The sequence below is a fragment of the Streptomyces sp. NPDC014882 genome (genome assembly GCF_043081325.1).
GTDB lineage: Bacteria > Actinomycetota > Actinomycetes > Streptomycetales > Streptomycetaceae > Streptomyces.
On the sequence record NZ_JBIBWL010000018.1, the window covers coordinates 87,444 to 108,750 of the forward strand.

21 protein-coding genes are annotated in these 21,307 nt (G+C 74.7%); 14 read left to right on the top strand and 7 right to left on the bottom strand.

The annotated features are described in order from the left end of the window. Positions 1-9: 9 nt before the first annotated feature. From ACF09K_RS30690 to ACF09K_RS30700, 3 genes are all read right to left on the bottom strand, one after another. Positions 10-282 carry a hypothetical protein gene (locus ACF09K_RS30690; RefSeq protein WP_392248583.1) on the bottom strand — a complete coding sequence of 91 codons (273 nt, stop codon included), beginning with the start codon at positions 280-282 and terminating at the stop codon, positions 10-12. 126 nt (positions 283-408) lie between these two features. Beyond that, positions 409-1,227 (bottom strand): anti-sigma factor domain-containing protein, encoded by an 819-nt coding sequence (locus ACF09K_RS30695; RefSeq protein ID WP_392248584.1) that lies wholly within the window; start codon positions 1,225-1,227, stop codon positions 409-411. Then, positions 1,224-1,766, bottom strand: a complete 543-nt coding sequence (locus tag ACF09K_RS30700; protein WP_392248585.1) for a sigma-70 family RNA polymerase sigma factor — start codon at positions 1,764-1,766, stop codon at positions 1,224-1,226. Before ACF09K_RS30700 ends, ACF09K_RS30695 begins: the two co-directional genes overlap by 4 nt. 205 nt (positions 1,767-1,971) lie before the next feature. Here ACF09K_RS30700 and ACF09K_RS30705 point away from each other — a divergent pair, with 205 nt between their 5' ends. The 4 genes from ACF09K_RS30705 to ACF09K_RS30720 all read left to right on the top strand — a co-directional run bounded on the left by ACF09K_RS30705 (position 1,972) and on the right by ACF09K_RS30720 (position 8,676). Then, on the top strand, positions 1,972-3,522 hold the full coding sequence (locus tag ACF09K_RS30705) for a DUF4331 domain-containing protein (RefSeq protein ID WP_392248586.1): 1,551 nt from the start codon (positions 1,972-1,974) through the stop codon (positions 3,520-3,522). 184 nt (positions 3,523-3,706) lie between these two features. Continuing rightward, positions 3,707-5,341, top strand: a complete 1,635-nt coding sequence (locus ACF09K_RS30710; RefSeq protein ID WP_392248587.1) for a tetratricopeptide repeat protein — start codon at positions 3,707-3,709, stop codon at positions 5,339-5,341. Further along, on the top strand, positions 5,338-6,999 hold the full coding sequence (locus tag ACF09K_RS30715) for a nickel transporter (RefSeq protein WP_392248588.1): 1,662 nt from the start codon (positions 5,338-5,340) through the stop codon (positions 6,997-6,999). The genes ACF09K_RS30710 and ACF09K_RS30715 overlap by 4 nt, the downstream gene beginning before the upstream one ends. Before the next feature lie 39 nt (positions 7,000-7,038). Beyond that, positions 7,039-8,676, top strand: a complete 1,638-nt coding sequence (locus tag ACF09K_RS30720) for a serine/threonine-protein kinase (RefSeq protein ID WP_392248589.1) — start codon at positions 7,039-7,041, stop codon at positions 8,674-8,676. A 4-nt stretch (positions 8,677-8,680) separates the two neighbouring features. On the opposite strand, the gene ACF09K_RS30725 is transcribed toward ACF09K_RS30720, so the two are convergent. Continuing rightward, positions 8,681-9,487, bottom strand: coding sequence for an SGNH/GDSL hydrolase family protein (locus ACF09K_RS30725; RefSeq protein ID WP_392248590.1), 807 nt, complete (start codon positions 9,485-9,487; stop codon positions 8,681-8,683). A 307-nt stretch (positions 9,488-9,794) separates the two neighbouring features. On the opposite strand from ACF09K_RS30725, the gene ACF09K_RS30730 reads away from it, so the two are divergent. The 6 genes from ACF09K_RS30730 to ACF09K_RS30755 all read left to right on the top strand — a co-directional run bounded on the left by ACF09K_RS30730 (position 9,795) and on the right by ACF09K_RS30755 (position 16,743). Then, positions 9,795-11,000, top strand: coding sequence for a S8 family peptidase (locus tag ACF09K_RS30730; RefSeq protein ID WP_392248591.1), 1,206 nt, complete (start codon positions 9,795-9,797; stop codon positions 10,998-11,000). Between the two features lie 722 nt (positions 11,001-11,722). Next, the gene (locus ACF09K_RS30735) at positions 11,723-12,550 is read left to right on the top strand and encodes a glycosyltransferase family 2 protein (RefSeq protein WP_392248592.1); all 828 of its coding nucleotides are present in this window, start codon (positions 11,723-11,725) and stop codon (positions 12,548-12,550) included. A gap of 110 nt (positions 12,551-12,660) precedes the next feature. Beyond that, positions 12,661-13,635: a glycosyltransferase family 2 protein gene (locus ACF09K_RS30740; RefSeq protein WP_392248651.1), complete on the top strand. Its 975-nt coding sequence runs from the start codon at positions 12,661-12,663 to the stop codon at positions 13,633-13,635. Then, positions 13,632-14,432, top strand: a complete 801-nt coding sequence (locus tag ACF09K_RS30745; RefSeq protein ID WP_392248593.1) for a polysaccharide deacetylase family protein — start codon at positions 13,632-13,634, stop codon at positions 14,430-14,432. Before ACF09K_RS30740 ends, ACF09K_RS30745 begins: the two co-directional genes overlap by 4 nt. A 221-nt stretch (positions 14,433-14,653) precedes the next feature. Beyond that, complete coding sequence (locus ACF09K_RS30750; protein WP_392248594.1) at positions 14,654-15,748, top strand: DUF5925 domain-containing protein; 1,095 nt, start codon at positions 14,654-14,656, stop codon at positions 15,746-15,748. Positions 15,749-15,975: 227 nt separating this feature from the next. Further along, entirely contained in the window at positions 15,976-16,743 is a 768-nt protein-coding gene (locus ACF09K_RS30755) for a DUF72 domain-containing protein (protein WP_392248595.1), read from the top strand. A 10-nt stretch (positions 16,744-16,753) separates the two neighbouring features. On the opposite strand, the gene ACF09K_RS30760 is transcribed toward ACF09K_RS30755, so the two are convergent. Next, complete coding sequence (locus ACF09K_RS30760; protein ID WP_392248596.1) at positions 16,754-17,119, bottom strand: GntR family transcriptional regulator; 366 nt, start codon at positions 17,117-17,119, stop codon at positions 16,754-16,756. Between the two features lie 70 nt (positions 17,120-17,189). On the opposite strand from ACF09K_RS30760, the gene ACF09K_RS30765 reads away from it, so the two are divergent. Then, positions 17,190-18,119 carry a GNAT family N-acetyltransferase gene (locus tag ACF09K_RS30765; protein WP_392248597.1) on the top strand — a complete coding sequence of 310 codons (930 nt, stop codon included), beginning with the start codon at positions 17,190-17,192 and terminating at the stop codon, positions 18,117-18,119. Further along, on the top strand, positions 18,100-18,600 hold the full coding sequence (locus tag ACF09K_RS30770) for a DUF402 domain-containing protein (protein WP_392248598.1): 501 nt from the start codon (positions 18,100-18,102) through the stop codon (positions 18,598-18,600). The genes ACF09K_RS30765 and ACF09K_RS30770 overlap by 20 nt, the downstream gene beginning before the upstream one ends. 39 nt (positions 18,601-18,639) lie before the next feature. On the opposite strand, the gene ACF09K_RS30775 is transcribed toward ACF09K_RS30770, so the two are convergent. Continuing rightward, complete coding sequence (locus ACF09K_RS30775; protein WP_392248599.1) at positions 18,640-19,275, bottom strand: class I SAM-dependent methyltransferase; 636 nt, start codon at positions 19,273-19,275, stop codon at positions 18,640-18,642. Between the two features lie 139 nt (positions 19,276-19,414). On the opposite strand from ACF09K_RS30775, the gene ACF09K_RS30780 reads away from it, so the two are divergent. Beyond that, positions 19,415-19,549: a hypothetical protein gene (locus ACF09K_RS30780; RefSeq protein WP_392248600.1), complete on the top strand. Its 135-nt coding sequence runs from the start codon at positions 19,415-19,417 to the stop codon at positions 19,547-19,549. An 18-nt stretch (positions 19,550-19,567) separates the two neighbouring features. Here ACF09K_RS30780 and ACF09K_RS30785 read toward each other — a convergent pair whose 3' ends face one another. Continuing rightward, entirely contained in the window at positions 19,568-20,029 is a 462-nt protein-coding gene (locus ACF09K_RS30785; protein WP_392248601.1) for a GNAT family N-acetyltransferase, read from the bottom strand. Between the two features lie 141 nt (positions 20,030-20,170). Between ACF09K_RS30785 and ACF09K_RS30790 the strand changes: the two genes are divergently transcribed. Continuing rightward, the gene (locus tag ACF09K_RS30790) at positions 20,171-21,274 is read left to right on the top strand and encodes a lytic polysaccharide monooxygenase (protein WP_392248602.1); all 1,104 of its coding nucleotides are present in this window, start codon (positions 20,171-20,173) and stop codon (positions 21,272-21,274) included. Positions 21,275-21,307 lie beyond the last annotated feature (33 nt).

The window sequence follows — 21,307 nt, forward strand, 5'->3', positions numbered from 1 at the left end:
GCGCGGGCCTCAGTGCTTGTTGTTGCCGAACAGCGAACGGCGCAGCCGGCGCAGCGGCGCGAACAGCGAGACCCCGCTGATGCGGGCGCCCCTCGGGCTGCGGTGGGCGGGCGCGCGCGACGTCAGCTCCCGCATCAGGGAGGTCGCCTCGGCCGTCTCCCGCTGCGGTATGGCGGGTCCGGCCAGCACCGCGAGATGGCGGTCGAGGCGCGAACTGGTCGCGCTGCTCCCGCAGGTGACGGCAGGGACCCTCGCCCTGCTGCGCATCGTTATCTGTTCCATGTCACTCCCCACCCGTACGAGTCCACCCGGCCCGGGCAGGGTAACCCTATCGCCCCGGCGAGGCACACGTGTATCGCGGCCCCGGGAATCACCTTCCCCGTAAGGGTGTTGACGACCCCTCCACCATTACTCTCCGAATCCGACCGATTTCAGGGTGAGTTGGACAACCGGCTGGGTAGTGGGCTGCGGCGATCCCCCGTCGGGCTCGACGGTCACGGCGAGTGACGCCGACGAGGGCCCGAGCCCGGTGGCGACCAAGGGCGCGTCACCCTCGAAGAGGCCCAGGGAGCGCGGCCGCGCGTCGGGGCGCATGACCCAGAGCTGGTGCACCCGCCCGCCGGGCAGCCCTCCGTGTCCGCTCAACGTGACGACCGCCTCGCCCGTGGAAGCGGAGGCGACCACTCCGATCGTGCCGCCCCGCGCGTCCCTGCCGGTGCTCGCGCGGGCGTCCGGAGCGGCGAGAACGTGGGCGATCTCACGCGCCCGGGCCTGCTCGGCGTCGAGCCGGTCCTGGGTGCGGCCGGCCTGGACCGCGAAGAGGGAGGCGACGACGAGGGCGGCGGCGGCCGTCGCCGTGGCGAACGGCACGAACAGCGGGCGGCGCGCCCGGGGCGCACGGGAGCGTCCGGGCGGCGGCCGCATGCCCCAGACGTGCGGCGGAAGTCGGGGCGCGCGCTCCCGCGACGGTTCACGCGCGGGCTCCTGCGGCGTCGTCCGTACGGCGGCCAGGACCCGGTCCCGCATCGCGGCCGGGGGTGGCGCGGCCGTCGACCAGGCGAGCCGCACGGCGTCCTCGGACAGGGCGCGCACCTCGGCGGCGCAGCGGTCGCAGCCGTCCAGGTGCTTCTCGAAGCGGCGCCGCTCGCCGGATTCGAGGGCGTCGAGGGCGTAGGGCGCCGCCAGCGAGTGCGGGTCCTCGCGGCGGAGGAAGCCGAGAACGCTCACGCGGCACCTCCCAGGCAGTGGCGCAGCCGCGTGAGGCCGTCGCGCATCCGGGTCTTGACCGTGCCCAGCGGCAGCGAGAGCCGCTCGGCGACCTCGCGGTAGGTGTAGCCGTCGTAGTAGGCGAGGGTGACGGACTGCCGTTGCAGGGCCGTCAGCCGGTCCAGGCAGCGGCGCACCCACTCGCGCTCCAGGCCGGCCTCCACCTCCTCGGTCACCTGGTCGAAGGCGGGGTGGTGGGCGCGCCGGGCCTCGCGCTGCTCGCGCTCGCCGGCCGCGCGGGCGCTGCGCACCCGGTCGACGGCGCGGCGGTGGGCGAGGGTGAGGATCCACGACAGCGCGCTGCCGCGCCGGGGGTCGAACCTGGCGGCGGAGCGCCAGAGTTCGAGCAGCACCTCCTGGGAGACCTCCTCCGACTGCGCCGGGTCCCGCACCACGCGCCGCACGAGTCCGAACACCGGCCCGGACACGATGGCGTAGAGCCGTTCGAACGCGTTCTGGTCGCCTCCCGCGACGAGCACCAGCAGTTCGTCCGCCTCCATCCGGTCCCCCTCCCCGCGGCCGCACCCCGGCCGCCCCGTCGTACCAGGCATTCGCAACGCACACACCTCCGGCAGGGGTACGGATTCCAGGGGCGAAAACGCGGGTGAGCAGGAAAGAAAAAGTTTTTGTTCTCCGACCAATCCGGTCGGCGTCCCCATTCCGTATCACTGTCCGTCAGGCAAGTTGGCACGGAGGACGGACGGCATGACAGCTATCTCCAGGAGCGGATCCGGACGCAGGGGCGTCGCGACCCTCATATGCGGGGCACTGGCCACCGGAGGGCTCGCGGCCGCCGGTGTCGCCACGCTGGCGCCCGGGGAGGCGGCCGCCTCCAGCCACCGGGAGGCCCCGCTCGTCTCGGGCACCCCGCAGTACGACAACACCGACGTGTACGCCTTCGTGAGCCCGGACAAACCGGATACCACGACGATCGTCGCGAACTGGATCCCGTTCGAGGAGCCGGCCGGCGGCCCGAACTTCTTCCCGTTCGCGGAGGACGCCCAGTACGACATCCACGTCGACAACAACGGTGACGCGCAGGGCGATCTGCTCTTCCGCTACACCTTCAAGACGCATGTGAAGAACAAGAAGACGTTCCTCTACAACACCGGGGCGGTCGAGAGCCTGGACGACCCGGACCTGAACGTGACCCAGACGTACGACCTCGAACTGGTCAAACTGAGGAAGGGGAAGGCGGTCCACACGACGAAGCTCGCGGACGACGTGCCGGTGGCGCCGTCGAACGTCGGCAAGGCCTCGATGCCGGACTACGCCAAGCTGCGCAAGCAGGCGGTCTACAAGCTCTCCAACGGTTCGCAGACCTTCGCCGGCCAGGCGGACGACCCGTTCTTCCTCGACCTGCGCGTCTTCGACCTGCTGTACGGCGGGAACCTCTCCGAGGTCGGCAACGACACGCTCAAGGGCTACAACGTCAACTCGATCGCCCTCCAGGTGCCGACGGACCTGATCGCCGAGTCCGCGCACCAGCCGGTCGTGGGCATCTGGTCGACCACCCGGCGCCGTAACGCGCAGGGCTACTACACGCAGGTCTCCCGGCTGGGCAGCCCGCTGGTCAACGAGGTCGTCAACCCCATCAAGGACAAGGACAGGTTCAACGCGTCCGAGCCGAAGGACGACGGCCAGTTCCTGAAGAACGTCACCAACCCGGAGCTGCCGAAGCTCATCGAGGCGATCTACAAGATCAAGGCGCCCGCCGAGCCGCGCAACGACCTGGTGGACGTGTTCCTCAAGGGCGTGAAGGGGCTCAACCAGCCGCCGCACGTGACGCCTTCGGAGCAACTGCGCCTCAACACCTCGATCAAGCCGACCGCCTCCCCCAAGCGCCTCGGCGTGCTCGACGGCGACAACGCGGGCTTCCCGAACGGGCGCCGGCTCACCGACGACGTGATCGACGCCTCGCTCCAGGTCGTCGAGGGCGAACTGCTGGGCGCCAAGAACGACCTGGGTGACGCGGTCGACAAGAACGACAAGCACTTCGAGAAGGCCTTCCCCTACGTCGCGCTGCCGACCGAGGGTTCCCGCGGCCCGCTCGCCAAGGGCGTCGGCACGGGCAACGACGTCCGCAACCAGCTCGGCGACGCGCTCCGGCCCGCGGGCACCGCGTCCGGGACGGACACCACCGTGGTCGCCGCCTCGGCCGGCGCCGGCGCGGCCGGGGTCCTGCTCGTCGGCGGCGGCCTGATGTGGTGGCGCCGGACGAGCGGCGGCCACGGCCGACGGGCGTACCGGGGATAACACCGGTCCGGCCCACGGGTCCGCAGGCGGACCCCTTTCGTCCGGGCGGACCGGGGAGAATCCTGCGCTCCCCGGCCCGCCCCACCGACGGGCGCGGCCCGCGTACTCATCCCCCACGGCGCGGGCCGCGCCACCCCCACGCACGTGCGCAGGACGATTCACCCCAGGAGACCGAGGAGAGGGCATGCCCCCGCGTACGAACGACGGCGGACCGGAACGCGAGCGGCCGGCCTCCGGGCCCGGTGCCACCGCCCCGGTGGAGGAGACGGCGTCCGGGGAGACCGGGTCCGGGGAGACCGGGTCCGGGCTGACGGCGGGCACGCCGGCGGCACGGCCGGAGGCGACGGAGACCGCCGGTGCGGCCGGGGCTTCCGAAGCGGCGGGGACCGCGAAAGCCGCCGGAGCCGCCCCGGCCGCCGCGGTGCCCGAAGCGGCCCGGCCCGCCGAGGAGCGGGTCGCCGCCGTTCGGCGGGTCGCCGCCGCGGGGCGCCGTTGGCGGTCCGTGCGGCTCGGGGCCTGTGCCGCCCTGCTGGCCGTGGGCCTCACCGCGGGGGCGATCGCGTTCGGCGCGGTGCGGGACGGCGCGGACGCGCCGGTGGTGACGGCCGCCGCGGTCTCCCCCGGTCTGCTCGCGGCCGCCGACCTCGGCACCGGCATCGCCTCGCTCCAGGCCCATCTCCGCGACCAGCCGAAGGACTTCGGCGGCTGGGCCACCCTCGGCCTCGCCTACGTCGAGCAGGCCCGCACCCAGGGCGACCCCTCCCGCTACCCGCAGGCCGAGCGGGCGCTGAAGCGCTCCCTCGCCCTGCGCCCGGACAACGACCAGGCCCTGGCCGGCCGTGCCGCGCTCGCCGCGGCCCGCCACGAGTTCGCCGACGCGCTCGCCGACGCCGACCGGGCCCTGGAGCTGAACCCCTACAACGAACGCGCCCTGTGCTCCCGCATCGACGCGCTCGTCGAACTGGGCCGGTACGAGGAGGCGGCGCGGGCGGCCCGCACGGCCGACGAACGGCGGCCCGGCATACCGGTGTTCACCCGCTACGCGTACGTCCGGGAGCTGCACGGCGACGTCGCCGGCGCCCGCCGGGTCCTGGACCGGGCGCTCGCGGCCTCGACCGCGCCGGGCGACATCGCCTACGTGGCCACCCAGCTCGGCCTGCTCGCCTGGAACCAGGGCGACGACGCCACCGCCCTCACCCACTACGCCCGCGCCCTCGCCGCCGACGAGGACTACCTCCCGGCGCTGGAGGGCCGCGCCCGCGCCCTGGCGGCGAGCGGCCGGCAGGCGGAGGCGATCGAGGAGCTGGAGAACGTGGTCGCCCGCTTCCCGCTCCCCGGCCCGCTGGTCGCGTCGGGCGAGCTGTACGAGGTGCGCGGCGGGGAGGGCGACGCGGCGAAGGCGCGGGACCGGTACCGGCTCGTCGACGCCTGGACGGCGCTCGCCCGCGCGGGCGGCGTCAACGTCGACCTGGACACCGCGCTCGCCGCCGCCGACCACGGCGACCGGGCGGCGGCGCTGCGCGCGGCCCGCGCCGAGTGGAACCGCCGCCGCACCGTGCACACCGCCGACGCCCTCGCCTGGGCCCTGCACGTCAACGGCGAGGACGACGAGGCGCTCGGTCACGCCCGGCAGGCCACGGCCACCGGTTACCGCAACGCCGCCTTCCTCTACCACCGGGGCGTGATCGAACGGGCCACGGGCCACCCGGACGACGCCCGCGCCCACCTCACCGCGGCCCTGGAACTGAACCCCGGCTTCTCGGCCCTCGGGGCCCGCGAGGCCCGTGCCGCCCTGAAGGCGCTGGAGGCGGCCGAGTGACGCCCCGTCGCGCGTTCGCCTCCGTCGCGGCCGTCCTGACGGCCGGGTGCGCGCTCGTCCTGTTCCCCTCCGCCGGTGCGAGCGCGCACCCCCTGGGCAACTTCACCGTCAACCGGTACGACGGCCTCGTGGCCGCCCCCGGTCAGCTGCGCGTCGACCACGTGGAGGACCTCGCGGAGATCCCGGCGACCCAGGCGAAGCCGGACGTCGAACGGCTCGGTACGGCAGGGTGGGCCCGGCAGCGGTGCGCCACGGCCGCCGCGGACAGCCGCCTCACCGTCGACGGCCGTACGGTCGCCCTCACGGCCGGCGCCGCGAAGGCGGAGCTGCGGCCGGGGCAGGCGGGGCTGGACACCCTGCGCGTGCGGTGCCGGCTGACCGCTCCGCTGCCCCGGGCCGCGTCGGTGTCGCTCACCTTCCGGAGCGCGGGCGCCTCCTCCGGGCCCGGCTGGCGCGAGATCACCGCGCGCGGCGACCGGACCACGCTCACCGGCGCGGACGTACCGCGGGAGTCGGTGTCCGGGGAACTGACGCGTTATCCGGCCGAGTTGCTGTCCTCGCCCGCCGACACCGCGACCGCTTCCCTGCGGGTGCGGCCCGGCGGCCCGGCGCTCACCGGGGAAGAGGAGGACGACGCGCCCGCCGCGTCCGTGCTGCCCCGCGGCGCGGACCGCTGGACGCGGGCCCTGGACGGCCTGGTCGCCCGGCAGCACCTCACCCTCGGTTTCGCCGCGCTGGCGCTGGTCCTCGCCGTCGGCCTCGGGGCGATGCACGCCCTCGCGCCCGGACACGGCAAGACGCTCATGGCCGCGACGGCGGCCGCCCGCGGCGACCGGGCCCGCTTCAGGGACGTCCTGCCCCTGGCCGCGTCCGTCACCGTCACCCACACCCTCGGCGTGGTCGCCCTCGGCCTCCTGGTCACCGCCGGCTCGGCCGCCGCGCCCTCGGTGGTCGCCTGGCTGGGCCTGGCCAGCGGCGCCCTCGTCCTGTTCGCGGGCGCGACCCTCGTACGACGGGCCTGGCACCACCGGACCGGCGGCACCGGACACGGGCATCCGCATCCGCACCCGCACCCGCACCCGCACCCGCACCCGCCGGCGAAACCGCCCGCCCGCCGGCCGGCCCTGGTCGGCGCGCCCGCGGAGCACCCCGGCCGGACCACCGCTCACGAGCACCCGCGCGACCACGACCACGACCACGACCACGACCATCATCACCGCCACGACGGCGAGCACCGGCACGATCACGGGCACCACCACACGGACCCGGACACCCACACCCACGGAGGTGTGCCCCACAGCCACCCCACCGCCCCGACCCTGCGCGGCACGATCCTGCTCGGCTTCGCCGGGGGGCTGGTCCCCAGTCCCTCCGCGGTCGTCGTGCTGGTCGGCGCCGCGGCCCTCGGCCACGCGTGGTTCGGGCTGCTGCTCGTCGTCGCGTACGGGATCGGGCTGGCCCTGACCCTGACGGCCGCCGGGTTCGCCGTCGTCCGGCTGGGCGCGGGCGCGGCCCGGCTGCTGGACCGGAGCCCGCGCCGGACCGGTCACCCGGCGGTGGCGCTGGTGCGCCGGAACCTGCCCCTGTGGTCGGCGCTGGTGGTCGTGGCCCTCGGTGCCGGGCTGGTGTTCAAGGGGGCCGCGTCCGTCCTGGTCTGAGCTACGTTGGGGAGGTATTCACCGGGATGCGAAGGGGGAATGGGGTGCGCGGTGACCGAGGAGCCCGGCAGTGAGCGTCTGATCGCGGGCCGCTACCGTCTGCTGTCCCCGCTCGGCGAGGGCGGCATGGGCACGGTGTGGCGGGCCCGGGACGAGGTGCTGCACCGCGAGGTCGCCGTCAAGGAGGTCCGCGCCCCGGCCGGACTGCCGGCCTCGGACGTCGAGCGGCTGTACGCCCGGCTGGAGCGGGAGGCCTGGGCCGCCGCCCGGGTGGCGAACCGCAATGTGGTGACGGTGTACGACGTGGTCGTGCAGGACGGCCGGCCGTGGATCGTCATGGAGCTGGTGCGGGGCGTCTCCCTCGCCGAACTGCTCCGGGCCGAGGGCCCGTTGGAGCCCGCGCGGGCCGCGCGCATCGGGGCCGAGGTACTGGCCGCGCTGCGGGCGGCGCACGAGGCGGGCGTACTGCACCGGGACGTGAAACCCGCCAACGTGCTGATGTCCGACGACGGCCGGGTGGTGCTCACCGACTTCGGTATCGCCTCCGTCGAGGGCACCTCGGCGCTGACCATGACCGGCGAGGTCATCGGCTCGCCCGAGTTCCTCGCGCCGGAGCGGGCGCTGGGCCGCACGCCGGGTCCCGAGTCGGACCTGTGGTCGCTGGGCGTGCTGCTGTACGCGGCGGTCGAGGGCACCTCCCCCTTCCGGCACGACACGCCGTTGAGCACCCTGCGCGCGATCGTCGACGAGGAGCTGCCGCGGCCGCGCCGGGCGGGCGCGCTGGCCCCCGTCATCGAGGGGCTGCTGCGCAAGGACCCGGCCGAACGGGTGCCGGCCGAGGTGGCCGAGACCGATCTGCGGGCCGTCGCCGCGGGCGGCGCCGCCCGGCCCGGCGCGTTCCGGTCGGCGACGCCGTATCCGCCGACGGCCGCCGGACCGCCGGTGGCGTCGCGCACCGAGCCGTCGCCGGGACCGCCGCCGTCGCCGGGGCCGTCCTGGGCCGGCCCGCAGGGGGGCGCCGCCCGGACCGGGCCCGGCCGTGACCGGCGTGGCGCGGGGGTGCTGATCGCCGGCGTGGCGGCGCTGGCACTGGCGGTCGGCGGGCTGACGTACGCGCTGCTGAGCCGGGAGGACGGGGGCGGCGGCGACGGCGGTGGAGGGACCGTCAGCAGCCTTTCGCAGGGTGTGAGTCCGTCCGCGACACCGCGGGAGAGCGGGACCGCCGACAGCCGGGAACCCTCGCCGGAGGCGAGTCCGGGCGGGAGCGGGAGCGCCACGAGCGAGGCGCCGCCGCAGTCCGTGGCGGTCACGGTCACCGGATCGCACACGGACTACTCGGGGTCCTGCCCGCCGCCGGACGCGCGGGCGCCCGCGTTCACGGCGACCTTCACGGTGGGGCGGCTGCCCGCGCGGGTGTCCTACCGGTGGGTGTCGCGGGAGGGCGGACTCGTGGACACGGGCTGGAAGACCCTGGAACTTCCGGCCGGCGGCGGGACGTCGGGGCAGGACAGGGTGGTCGTGACCACGCCCGCCGAGAGCGGGACGTACCGCGACGCGATCGGTGTCGAGGTGCGCGAGCCGCGTCGCGTGACGTCGGAAGCGGTGCCGTTCTCGGTCACGTGCGAGACGGAGGCCCCGTCGGGCGGGGCCTCCCCCTCCGTGTCGTCCTCGGGGTGAGGACTCAGGCGGCGTTGTTGAGGACCGGCAGGTAGCCGCCCGACTGGCCGGACGCGGTCGGGTGGTAGGACTCACCGATGTTGAGCCAGTTGACGCTGTGCAGCCAGGAGCTGCCGGAGCAGATCTCGTGGCCGGTGAAGGTGGTGCGGACGTCTCCGAAGACGAAGCCGTGGGCGGCGGCGCGCTGGGCGGTGACGCTGTTGAGGAGGTCGGAGGCGTTGTTGATGGCGGTGCGCTTGGTCTCGGACAGCCCCAGGCAGGTCGTGCCGAGCTGGTAGAAGCGGGGGTAGCCGATGACGACGACGCGGGCGGCGGGCGCCTTGGAGCGGATCGCCGAGTAGACGCTGTCGAGCTGGCCGGGCAGCGTGGAACTGACGTAGGAACGCGCCGTGTTGATGCGGCTGAGGCAGGTGCTGTCGGAGCTGGTGACGCAGGTGGTCATGACGTCCGCGAAGCCGGCGTCGTTGCCGCCGACGCTGATGGAGACCAGGCCGGTGGAGGAGTTGAGCGGGCCGAGCTGTCCTGCGAGAACATCACCCGTTCGAGCGCCCGAGCAAGCGGTGAACGAGAACGAGGCGGGGGCGTGTGCGGCGTTCCAGAGGTACGGGAAGGCCTTCGTGCTGCGCTTGCAGTCGCCGCTGGAGCTGATGTAGCTGCCGGATCCGACACCTGAGGAGTAGGAGTCGCCGAGGGCCACATATCCCCCGGTCGCGGCGAGTTGGGCTCCCTGTGCCGAGGCCGCCCCGGTGAGGGCAGCGCCGAGGGCGAGGAGGAGCGAGCTGACGAGTACGGCAATGCGGGAACGTCTCATGGAACCTCCCTTAGCAGGATCTCTGCGCCAACCTTGGTACCAGCTACGCGCGTTGACAGGAAGTGTTCATGCCAAGTCTTTTCGGCCCGGCGGCGATCGATCATTTCCTGTTCGTTACGTGAACACGTCAATTTTGTTGACTGTCCTTCAACACCCTTGTTCTACGGCGGTAGATGACGGAGTCTTTACCCCGGCCGAGAGCGGAACGCCGCGACGCTCGACGCCGTGTGCGCCGACTCCGCGCGCACCCCCCACAGACGCGCGCCCCCACCCCGGCGCGCGCCGCCTAGAGGAGGACTCCCTCGTAATGGCACACCTTCGCAGCACCAAGGTCCGCGTCTCCGCCGCCGCCACCGTGGCGGCCGCCGCCCTCGTCGGCGGCCTGACCGCGCTTCCCGCCCAGGCCGCCCCGGCCGAGGGCCGGGTCCTCGCGGCCGGCTCCCCCACCGCCGTCAAGGACAGCTACATCGTCACCCTCAAGCAGGACGCCGGTTTCCGGGCGTCCTCGGCGACGGGCAAGGACCTCGTCGAGAGCTACGGCGGCTCGGTGAAGAAGACGTTCGGCGCCGCGCTGAACGGCTACACCGCGACCCTCTCCGCCGCCGAGGCGAGGAGACTGGCCGCCGACCCCGCGGTCGCGACCGTCGAGCAGAACCAGACCGTCCACGTGGACGCCACGCAGTCCAGCGCCCCCTGGGGCCTGGACCGCATCGACCAGACCTCGCTCCCGCTGTCCGGCACCTACACCTACCCGGACTCCGGCGGCAGCGGTGTGACGGCCTACGTCATCGACACCGGCGTGCGCATCACGCACTCCCAGATCAGCGGCCGGGCCGTCAACGGCTACGACGCCGTCGACGGCGACAACGTCGCCCAGGACGGCAACGGCCACGGCACCCACGTCGCCACCACGATCGCGGGCACCACCTACGGCGTCGCCAAGAAGGCGAAGATCGTGGCCGTCCGCGTGCTGAACAACTCCGGCTCCGGCACCACGGCCGGCGTGATCGCGGGCATCGACTGGGTGACCGCGAACCACTCCGGCCCCTCGGTCGCCAACATGTCCCTCGGCGGCGGCGTCTCCACCACCCTGGACGCGGCCGTGCGCCGCTCCATATCCAGCGGCGTCACCTACGCCGTCGCGGCGGGCAACAGCAACACCACCGCCTCCTCCTCGTCCCCCGCCCGGGTCACCGAGGCCATCACGGTCGGCGCCACCACCAGCACCGACGCCAGGGCGAGCTACTCCAACTACGGTTCGTCCCTGGACCTCTTCGCCCCCGGCTCCTCCATCACGGCGGGCTGGTACACCAGCGACACCGCCACGAACACCATCTCCGGCACGTCGATGGCGACCCCGCACGTCGCGGGCGCGGCCGCGGTCTACCTGGCGGGCCACACCTCGGCCACCCCGGCCCAGGTCGCCACGGCCCTGGTCAACGGCGCGACCACCGGCAAGGTCACCGGCGCGGGCACCGGTTCGCCGAACCGCCTGCTGAAGATCGTCCCGTGATCCGGCGCCGCTGAGGCGGCGACCGGTCACCCCCGTTCCCCGGAGGCACACCCGGCCTCCGGGGAGCGTTTGTGTCAGGTTCCTGACCATCGAGGTCCGTCCCGGTGCGGGACGACCCGTTGTGTAACGGTCAAACGAACAAAAAGGTGAGGCCTCGTTCCAGGTCTTGCCATACGGGCGTATTCGTCAATACCGTCAGACATCTCACCCGCATCGGACCGTCGGTAAGCGGCTGGGCCCTGTCGTCACCTTCCCGTCGTCCGCCCGGAGGGCGGGCCCCGCGGCGTCGGGTGCGTGCTCTCGGCGTGCCGGGCCCCGACCCTCGTACTGGATGTACCCGGGTCGGGGCCCGGTGCAGCGAGAGCACGTGCATGGCGTCGCGGGGCAGGCGAGAAGGTGACGACAGGGCCCGGGGGAGGGCTCAAGGACCGCGACGGTTTCCGGCGCGGGGCGCGGTAGGGGGGTGCCGTGCCCGGTGACCGAACCTGGTGACCGGGTCGTGCCGCGCAGTCGGCCGCCGTCTTCTTCCGGTGGCCGGTCAGCTTTGCCTGCTCACCCGGGGTGCGCGGAGAGGTCTTCCGCCTGCCCGGCCGCAGGGCCGACGGAGAGGCCTTCCGTCATGCCGTGCGGCCGCGGGTGACACCACAACCCCCCTTTCGAACCGGACTTACATCCGGGCCGCCCGGGGGTGGGCGGTCCACCGGACGAGAGGGACCAGACCCATGAGTTCCGTTCTGCATCCGGCGACACCGGGCCAGGATCGTCAGGCCCCGTCGACCGCCGGGAAGTACCGGCCCATCTCCTCCCACCTGGCCATCACGCCACCGGTGAGCGTCGTCATCCCGGCGATGAACGAGGCCGAGAACCTCCCGTACGTCTTCAAGACCCTGCCGGACTGGATCCACGAAGTGGTCCTGGTCGACGGCAACTCCACCGATGCCACCGTCGAGGTCGCGCGGGAACTGTGGCCCGGCGTCAAGGTCGTGGAGCAGCGCGGCCGGGGCAAGGGCGACGCCCTCATCACCGGCTTCGCGGCGTGCAGCGGCGACATCATCGTGATGGTCGACGCGGACGGCTCCGCCGACGGCGACGAGATCGTGTCGTACGTCTCCGCCCTCGTCTCGGGCGCGGACTTCGCCAAGGGCTCCCGCTTCGCCAACGGCGGCGGCACCGACGACATGACCTTCGTCCGCCGGCTCGGCAACCGCGCCCTGTGCGCCGTCGTCAACCGCAAGTTCGGCGCCCGCTACACCGACCTGTGCTACGGATACAACGCCTTCTGGCGGCACTGCCTGGACAAGATCGACCTGGACTGCACCGGCTTCGAGGTCGAGACCCTGATGAACATCCGGGTCGTCAAGGCCGGACTGAGGGTGCAGGAGATCCCCAGCCACGAGTACCTGCGCATCCACGGCGTCAGCAACCTGCGCGCCGTGCGCGACGGGCTGCGGGTGCTGCGGGTGATCCTCGGCGAACGGTCCAACCGGCGGGCGCTGCGCCGCGACCGCCGCACGCGGATGCTCGACGGGGGCCGGGGAGAGGTGTCTTGAGCGCGCACGACGCCCCGGCCGGCCGGCCCGGCCACGACTCCGCCGCCGACCGCGGATCCGCCGCCGGCCACGGCTCCTCCGCCGCCGTCCGCGTCTCCGTCGTCGTCTGCGTGTACACCGAGGACCGCTGGGAGGACATCCTCGCGGCGGTCGCCTCGGTGCGCGCGCAGAGCCGGCCGGCCCTGGAGACCCTGCTGGTCGTCGACCACAACCCGGTGCTCCTGGACCGGCTGAGCGGGGAGTACGAGGGGGTCGCCGGGGTGCGGGTGCTGCCCAACGCGGGCCCGCGCGGCCTGTCCGCCGGCCGCAACACCGGCATCGCGGCCTCCCGCGGCGAGGTGGTCGCCTTCCTCGACGACGACGCCGTCGCCGAACGCGACTGGCTGAGCCGGTTCGCCGCCGCCTACGACGACCCGCGGGTGATGGCCGTCGGCGGCCGGACCGAGCCGGTGTGGGCGTCCGGACGGCGTCCCGACTGGTTCCCCGACGAGTTCGACTGGGTGGTGGGCTGCTCCTACCGGGGCCTGCCGCCCGGCCTGGTCCGGGTCCGCAACGTCCTCGGCGGCAACGCCTCCTTCCGGCGGACCGCGTTCGACCTCGCGGGCGGCTTCGCCACCGGCATCGGCCGCGACGGCGACGAACGGCCGCTGGGAGGCGAGGAGACCGAGCTGTGCATCCGGCTCGGCCGCACCGATCCCGACGCCGTCCTGCTCGTCGACGACCGCGCGGTCATCCACCACCGGGTGCCCGAGGCGCGCGAGCACTTCGCGTACTTCCGCACCCGCACCTACGCCGAGGGCCTGTCCAAGGCGCTCGTCGCCCGCAGTGTCGGCGCCGGCAAGGGCCTGGAGTCCGAACGCCGGTACGTCACCCGCGTGTTGCCGGCCGGGGTGGTCCGGGGGCTGCGCGACCAGGCACTGGCCCGCCCCGGCGGAGCCCGGCGCGCGGGCGCGATCGTCGCCGGGGTGCTCACCGCCGCCGCCGGCTACGTGGTGGGCAGCCTACGGGCGCGGCGGAGCGGGACGGTGTTCCCGCCGGTGCGGATCGACGCGCCCGCCGGGGCGGACCGGGAGGCCGCCGCATGACGCAGGCGCGGATCCCGATCCTCATGTACCACGCGGTCGCGTCCGACCCGAACGACGCCACCCGGTCCCTCTCGGTCTCCCCGGCGGCGTTCGCCGGACAGATGGCGATGGTCGCCGACCGGGGCCTGACCCCGCTGACCACCGCGGACCTCGCGGCCCGCTGGCGCTCCGGCCGCCCGCTGCCCGCCCTGCCCGTCCTGATCACCTTCGACGACGGCTACGAGGGCGTGCACCGCCACGCCCTGCCCGCCCTGGCCGGACACGGCTTCCCGGCCACCCTGTTCGTCTCCACCGGCTGGCTCCGCGGCGCGCACGACACCGGCGGCGGCCCGGACACCATGCTGGACTGGCGGCAGGTGCGCGAACTGGCCCGCGCGGGCGTCGAGATCGGCGGCCACAGCCACAGCCACCCGCAGCTCGACCAGCTCGACGACACCGCGCTGCACGCCGAACTGGCCCGCTGCCGGGACATCGTCGCCGGCGAACTGGGCGCCCCGCCGGTGTCGTTCGCCTACCCGTACGGCTACTCCAGCAGACGGGTGCGCACGGCCGTGCGGGAGCACGGGTTCGCCCAGGCTCTCGCGGTCGGCAACGCGCTGGCCCGGCGCGCGCAGGGGCCGTACGCCCTGCGGCGGGTGACCGTGCGGCGCGGCACGTCCGTCCAGGAGTTCGAGCGGCTCCTCGACGGACGCGCCGTCGCCCGCGCCTTCGCCCGCGACCGCGCCCTCACCAAGGGGTACGCGGTGGTCCGCAGGACCCGGCGGATCCGCCGCAGGGCGGTGGGGGCCCTGTTCTGACGGTCCACGCCGCGAGGCGCGGCGCGGGCCGGTCCCGCGGTCCCTCGCGGGAGGGCGCGGCCGGGGAGGCGGCAGGGGTGGCGGGCCCCGGCCGCGCCCTCCGGCCGCGTCCTCCGGCACGGGACCGCGGCCGCGCCCCGCGCACCGGACAGATCCGGCACACCGGCGCGCGGTACGGAAACCGGGTGCACGCGGACCGTCCGTGCCGGATCATGGCGGGCATGTCCGCGCACCCACACGACGCCCTGCCGATGCGGCTCAACGTCGACGACTCCGACTCCCCGTCCGACGTCGTCGACGCGCTGTTCCTCGGCCGCTTCGCGACGGGCGAGCAGCCGTACTCCCACGCGGTGAACATCGACCGCGTCCGCTCCGGCGCCGACCTGGTCCCGCACGGCGCTCGCGTGCTGCGCGTCGCCCGCGACGACGACCGCAGCGCCACCCTCGCCGAGGGCGACGGCTGGACGCTGCTGGTGTCCCGCTGGAACCGCGGCGCGGACGTCACCGTCACCGCGACCAGCGCCGAACTCGCCGCGAAGGTCCTCGGCGAGGCGACCGACGGCGCGGCGGACGAGCCCGAACCCCAGCCGGAGAACGTCACCATGGGCTTCTGGTACGTCTCCCCGCGGCGCGGCCCGCACCGCACCACCCGCCAGATCGCCGCGGGCACCTGGGACGAGATCCGCCCCAACTACACGGCCCCCGTCGCCGAGGCGATGGACCGCCTGATGGGCACGACCCCCGACGACATCGCCGGCCGGCTGCTCCTGCTGCACGGCCCGCCCGGCACCGGCAAGACCTCCGCGCTGCGCACCCTCGCCCGCTCCTGGCGGGACTGGTGCCAGGTCGACTGCGTGCTGGATCCCGAGCGTCTGTTCTCCGACGTCGGCTACCTGATGGACATCGCGATCGGCGAGGAGGACGGCCCCGGCAAGGGCCGCTGGCGGCTGCTCCTGCTGGAGGACTGCGACGAGCTGATCCGCGGCGAGGCCAAGCACACCGCGGGCCAGGCCCTCTCCCGGCTGCTCAACCTCACCGACGGCCTGCTCGGCCAGGGGCGCAACGTCCTGGTCGGGGTGACCACCAACGAGGATCTGGAGCGGCTGCACCCGGCGGTCGTGCGGCCGGGCCGCTGCCTGGCCCGGATCGAGGTCGGTCCGCTGAGCCGCCGGGAGGCGGTGGACTGGCTCGGCACCGAGGAGGGCGTCGGCCGCGAGGGTGCCACCCTCGCCGAGTTGTACGCGCTGCGCCGGGGCACCTCCCCCACGTCACTGCCGGAACCCCGCGGCGGGGCCGACGCGGGGCTGTACCTGTAGGGCCCCGGCCGGCGGATCACGGCGGCGGGGGGCCGGCGGCGCCTCGGAGCCGGAGCGAGCGGGGCCGGGACGAGCGGGGGCCGGGACGAGCGGGGGCCGGCGGGTCCGGCCGCGAGGCGGAGGAGGGCGTCGACGCGACGGGAGCGCCCCCGCGGGGAAGGGCGCGCCGGACCCCGCGTCCCGCCCGGCACGGCCCGCCGGACCGGCACTGGTGCTTCGATGGAGGCGTGACCCTGTTCGTCGGCACGTCGGGCTGGCAGTACGAGGACTGGAGGGGCGTCCTGTACCCGGCCGGCGTGCCCGTGCGGCGGTGGCTGGAGGAGTACACGGCGCACTTCGCCACCGTCGAGATCAACAACGCCTTCTACCGGCTGCCCTCGCGGGAGACCTTCGCGTCCTGGGCCGAACGGGTGCCGCCGGGCTTCGTCGTCGCGGTCAAGGCGAGCCGCTACCTCACCCACGTCAAGCGGCTGCGGGACCCCGAGGAGCCGGTACGGCGCCTGACGGCCCACGCGGCCGGGCTCGGCGACCGCCTGGGCCCGGTCCTCCTCCAGCTGCCGCCGACCCTGCGCGCCGACCCGGACCTGCTGGACACCTGCCTGGCCCGCTTCCCGTCCGGCACCCGGGTCGCCGTCGAACCCCGCCACGACTCCTGGTGGACCCCCCGGGTCCGCGCGGTCCTGGAGCGCCGGGGCGCGGCCCTGTGCTGGGCCGACGCCCGGTCCCGCCCGGTGACCCCGCTGTGGCGGACCGCCGACTGGGGCTACGTCCGCTTCCACCAGGGCCGCGCCCGCCCGTGGCCGCGCTACGGCCGGCGCGCGCTGGAGACGTGGGCCGGCCGCATCGCCACCGCCTGGCCGGCCGGCGCCGACGTGTACGCCTACTTCAACAACGATCCCGGCGGCGCGGCGGTGGAGAACGCGCTGCTGTTCGGGCGGCTCGCGGAGCGGGCGGGCCTGCGCCCGGCACGGCCCCCCGCCGTGCCGGCGGACTGAACGGCCGGCCTCAGCCGTTGGCCGCCCGCAGGGCGTCCCGGACCGCCGCCAGGGCCTCCGCCTCGCCCAGGCCCAGCCGGCGGGCCCGCTCCGCGTAAGTCTGCGCGGCGGCGGCGAGCTCCCGCTCCGCCGCCGGGCCCGTGGCGGCGACGAAGGTGCCGTTGCGCCCGCGGGTCTCGATCACGCCGTCCGTCTCCAGTGCCCGGTAGGCCTTGGCGACCGTGTTCGCCGCCAGGCCCAGCGACTCGGCCAGGCCCCGTACGGTGGGCAGCCGATGGCCCACCGGCAGCGCCCCCGACCGGGCCTGCTCGGCGATCTGCGTCCTCACCTGTTCGTACGGCGCGACGCCCTCAACGATGTGGATCTTCAAGGTCACGGGCCGATTCTCCCGCACCCGCCGGAAAATGGGAGGCACCCCGGCGGACCGGACGCATAGCGTGCGGCGCATGACCGTCATCGTGCGTGATCTGCGTCCCGGGGCGCCGGCGGACGTGGAGGGCTTCGTCCGGGTGCGGCGGGCCGCCCTGCCGTTCATGGTGTCCACCCCGGAATCCGTGGTCCACGACCTCACCCGCACCCCTCCCGGCGCCCGTTTCCGCCAGCTCCTCGCCGAGGCCGGCGGCGAGATCGTCGGCACGGCCCAGGTGGGCCTCGCCCACGACAGCCCGGAGCCCGGCCAGGGCTCCCTCAACGTGTACGTGCACCCCGCGCGCCGCGGCCGCGGGGCGGGGTCGGCGCTGACCCGGGCGGGCGAGGAGCACCTGGCGGCGCACGGGGCGGCGCGGGTGTTCGCCTGGGTCCTGGACGAGCCGGACCACCGCGGCTTTGCCGGGCGGCGCGGCTACCGGGCGAGCCGCTCCGCGCACTTCCTGCGCCTGGACCTGGCGAACGGCTCGCTGCCCCCGCTCCAGGACCCTCCGGCCGGTGTCGAACTGCGCACCGCCGCCGACTTCGCGGCCGACCCCCGCCCGTTGTTCGACCTGGACGCCGAGGTGAGCGCGGACGAACCGGGCGACATCCAGGCCGGGCTCACCGACTACGAGGCCTGGCTGGAGGAGACCTGGCGGCATCCGCTGCTGGACCTCGGCCTGACCGTGGTCGCCGTCGCCGAGGGCCGTCCCGTCGCGTTCACCGCGGCCCGCACCGACGGCGCGGGCCGCTACTCCACGGGCATGACCGGCACGGCCCGCGCCCACCGCGGCCGGGGCCTGGCCAAGCTCGTCAAGAACGCCTCGCTGCACCGTGCCCGCGCCGCGGGACACCGGGAGGCGTTCACCGGCAACGACACCGGCAACGGCCCGATGCTCGCCGTCAACAAGTGGTTCGGCTACGAGATCTGTGCGACAGAGGTGCGCCATGCCCGTGAACTCGGCTGACCCCGCCCGTTTCGTGGACGTCGTCCTCGTCAAGGGCGGCCGGACGAAGATCCGTTACCCCGCCGGGCTGCTCTCCGACGACGGCACCCGGATCGCCGTCCGGGCCCCCTGGGCGGGCGAGGGCGTGCGGGACTTCGGCTTCGTGCGGTTCGAACCGGGCGACGTCTTCACGGAGTACTACTGGCGGGACCGCTGGTACTCCGTGAAGGAGGTCCGCGGCGCGTCCGGCGCGCTGAAGGGCTGGTACTGCGACGTCACCCGCCCCGCGACCCTCACCGGCACCGAGCTGGTCGTGGAGGATCTCGACCTGGACCTGTGGCGCTCCGCCGACGGCGACGACGTACGGCGGCTGGACGAGGACGAGTTCGCGGAGAGCGGGCTGGCCGAGCGGGACCCGCGGGCGGCGGCCGCCGCGGTGCGGGCGCTCGACGAACTGGAGGCGCTGGCCCGCGGGGACCGCTTCGGCGAGCTCACCGGGTAGGGGTGGCCGGTGGGCCGGAAGTCCCGCCCGCCCGGCGGGTCACCCCGCGGCCGCGGGGTCCGGCACGGCCGCCAGCACCGCGTACCGCTCGTCCTCCACCGGCCTCCCCCACAGCCGCGGGTCGTCCGAGAGCCGCTCCACGCGCGCGTGGCCGGTGAGCGGGGCCAGCAGGGCGGTGAGCAGGTCCGCCGGTATCCCGACGGGGCTGACGGCGCCCCACACGCCCTCGACCAGCACGAGCCGGCCGCCGGGGCGCAGCAGGCCGCACCAGCGCCGCAGGGCGCGACCGGGGTCGGGCAGGGTCCACAGCACGTGCCGTACGAGGACGGTGTCGAAGCGCTCCTCGCCGACCGGGGGCGCCGCCGCGTCACCGACCAGGAACACCGCGTCATGCCCGGCGAGTTTGGCGCGGGCCCGGTCGATCATGGCCGGGGAGAGGTCGACGCCGGTGACGCGGTGTCCGCGCTCGGCGGCCAGGAGCGACAGGCTGCCGGTGCCGCAGCCGAGGTCGAGGAGGTCGCCTGGGCGGTCCGGCAGCCAGGCGCGCAGCCGGTCCGCCCACGCGGCGCGCACGTCGGGGTCGCGCAGTCCGTGGTCCGGTTCCTCGTCGAAGGCGGCGGCCCGCGCGTCCCAGTCGACACGCGGCGAAGTCGTCCCGTCACTCTGGTTTGCCATGGGCCAAGAGTGACACCCACCACTGACATACGAATCGTGACAGCCGCCACTGACAGGACGGGCGGCGGTGAGGAACTCTCCCGGGACCGGTCCACCTCCGTGAGAGCGTGGAACCCGGTGGATCCCGGAGGAGGCAGCCATGCGCCGTACGACCGTGCAGAAGCCCCTGAAGAAGACGGAATCCCGCAGGACCCGCGAGGAGGCCGAGGAGCGCCCCGCCGGGCGTCCCGAGGTGCGCAAGGACATCGCACGCACCTGGTGGCCGGACGGGTGAGGCGCGCGGCGGCCCGCGTCAGTCCAGCCGTTTGCGGTAGTGGACGCGGTCGTAGGGCCCGTCGGCCCGGCGCTCCACGACCTCGTAGCCGTACCGCGGGTAGAGCCGCCGGTTCTCCCACATGAGCACGTTCGTGCAGAGCCTGACCTCGTGGAGTCCCCGCGCACGCGCGTGTGCGTCGACGAAGTGCAGCAGCCGTCGCCCCACGCCCGTCCCGCGGGCGTCGGGGTGGACGGCGACGCTCTCGAGGAACAGGTGGCCCGGCGGCTCGTCTGCGCGCTCCTCGACCACCACCAGGCCGATGACGGGATCTCCGGTGACGAACACCTTTCCGGCCGCGACGTCCGCCGCGTGGTCCGCCTCCATGGGCACCGGCACGAGGCCGATGCGCTCGATGTAGTGGCGGTACGCGGCGTCGGTCACCGCCTCGACGGCCGCTACGTCGGCCTGCGTCGCGGGCCGGATCCGGTCACTGGTCATGTCGTGCACGCTACCTGTCTGATCCCCGCCTCAGCAGGTCCTTAAGGGGACCCTAAAGATCGCCGACGCGGGTCCCCGCCGGGCGATTCCGGGGTTTCTTGGTTCCGGCACACACCAGCACCGGTTCCGAGGAGATCCCCCATGCCCGCACGCCGCAAGGCCGCCGCCGTCGCCGCCCTGGGCCTGACCCCGCCGGCCCTGACCGCGCTGGCCGTGCTGGCCGCGAGTCCCGCGGCCGCGCACGGTTCGATGGGCGACCCGGTCAGCCGCGTCGCGCAGTGTTACGCGGAGGGTCCCGAGAGTCCGCGGTCGGACGCCTGCAGGGCGGCGGTCGCGGCGGGCGGGACGCAGGCGCTGTACGACTGGAACGGCATCCGCATCGGCGACGCCGCCGGCCGGCACCGGGAGCTGATCCCGGACGGCAGGCTGTGCAGCGCGAACGACGCCGCGTTCAAGGGCCTCGACCTGGCCCGCGCGGACTGGCCGGCGACGAGCGCGCACGCCGGGTCCGCCACCTTCAGGTACCGGGTGACCGCCCCGCACAAGGGCACCTTCACGGTGTACGTCACCCGGCCCGGTTACGACCCGGCGCGGCCGCTGGCCTGGTCCGACCTGGATCTGGAGCATCCGGTGGCGACGGCCACCGACCCGGTCGCGGCCGGCGGCTTCTCCACGTTCTCCGGCACGCTGCCCGAGCGTTCGGGGCGGCACGTGCTGTACGCGGTGTGGCAGCGCTCGGACAGCCCGGAGGCGTTCTACTCCTGCTCGGACGTCGCCTTCGACGGGTCGGGGAGCGGTGCCGGGAGCGGTAGCGGAAGTGGTGCCGGGAGCGATACCGGAAGTGGTGCCGGGGGCGGTGCGGAGAACGGCCCGGGAAGCGGTTCCGCCGGCGTCGCCCCGGCCGGTTCCGCGAGCGGTCCGGGCGACGGCCCCGCCCCGGTGCCGGCCGCGTCCGCGCCGTCCGAGGAGCAGATCGAGGAGGGGGCCGGCAGGTCGACGGTCGAGCACGGCGGCCACGGCGACGACGACCCCGCCACGACGACGGACCCGACGCCGGTCTCCCCCGCGCCGGACGCCGACGCGCCGAAGGCGGCCGGGACCGGCGGCGCTCTCGCCGAGACCGGCGGCGACGGCGGCACGCCCCGCCTCGCGGCCGTCGGGGCGGCCGTGCTGGCACTGGGGGCGGGCGCGCTGTTCGCGTCGGCGCGGCGGCGTGCGGCGGCCGGCGGCCGGGGCGGCCGCTGACCCGACGGGCTCCGGGGCCCGACCGGCGGCTCA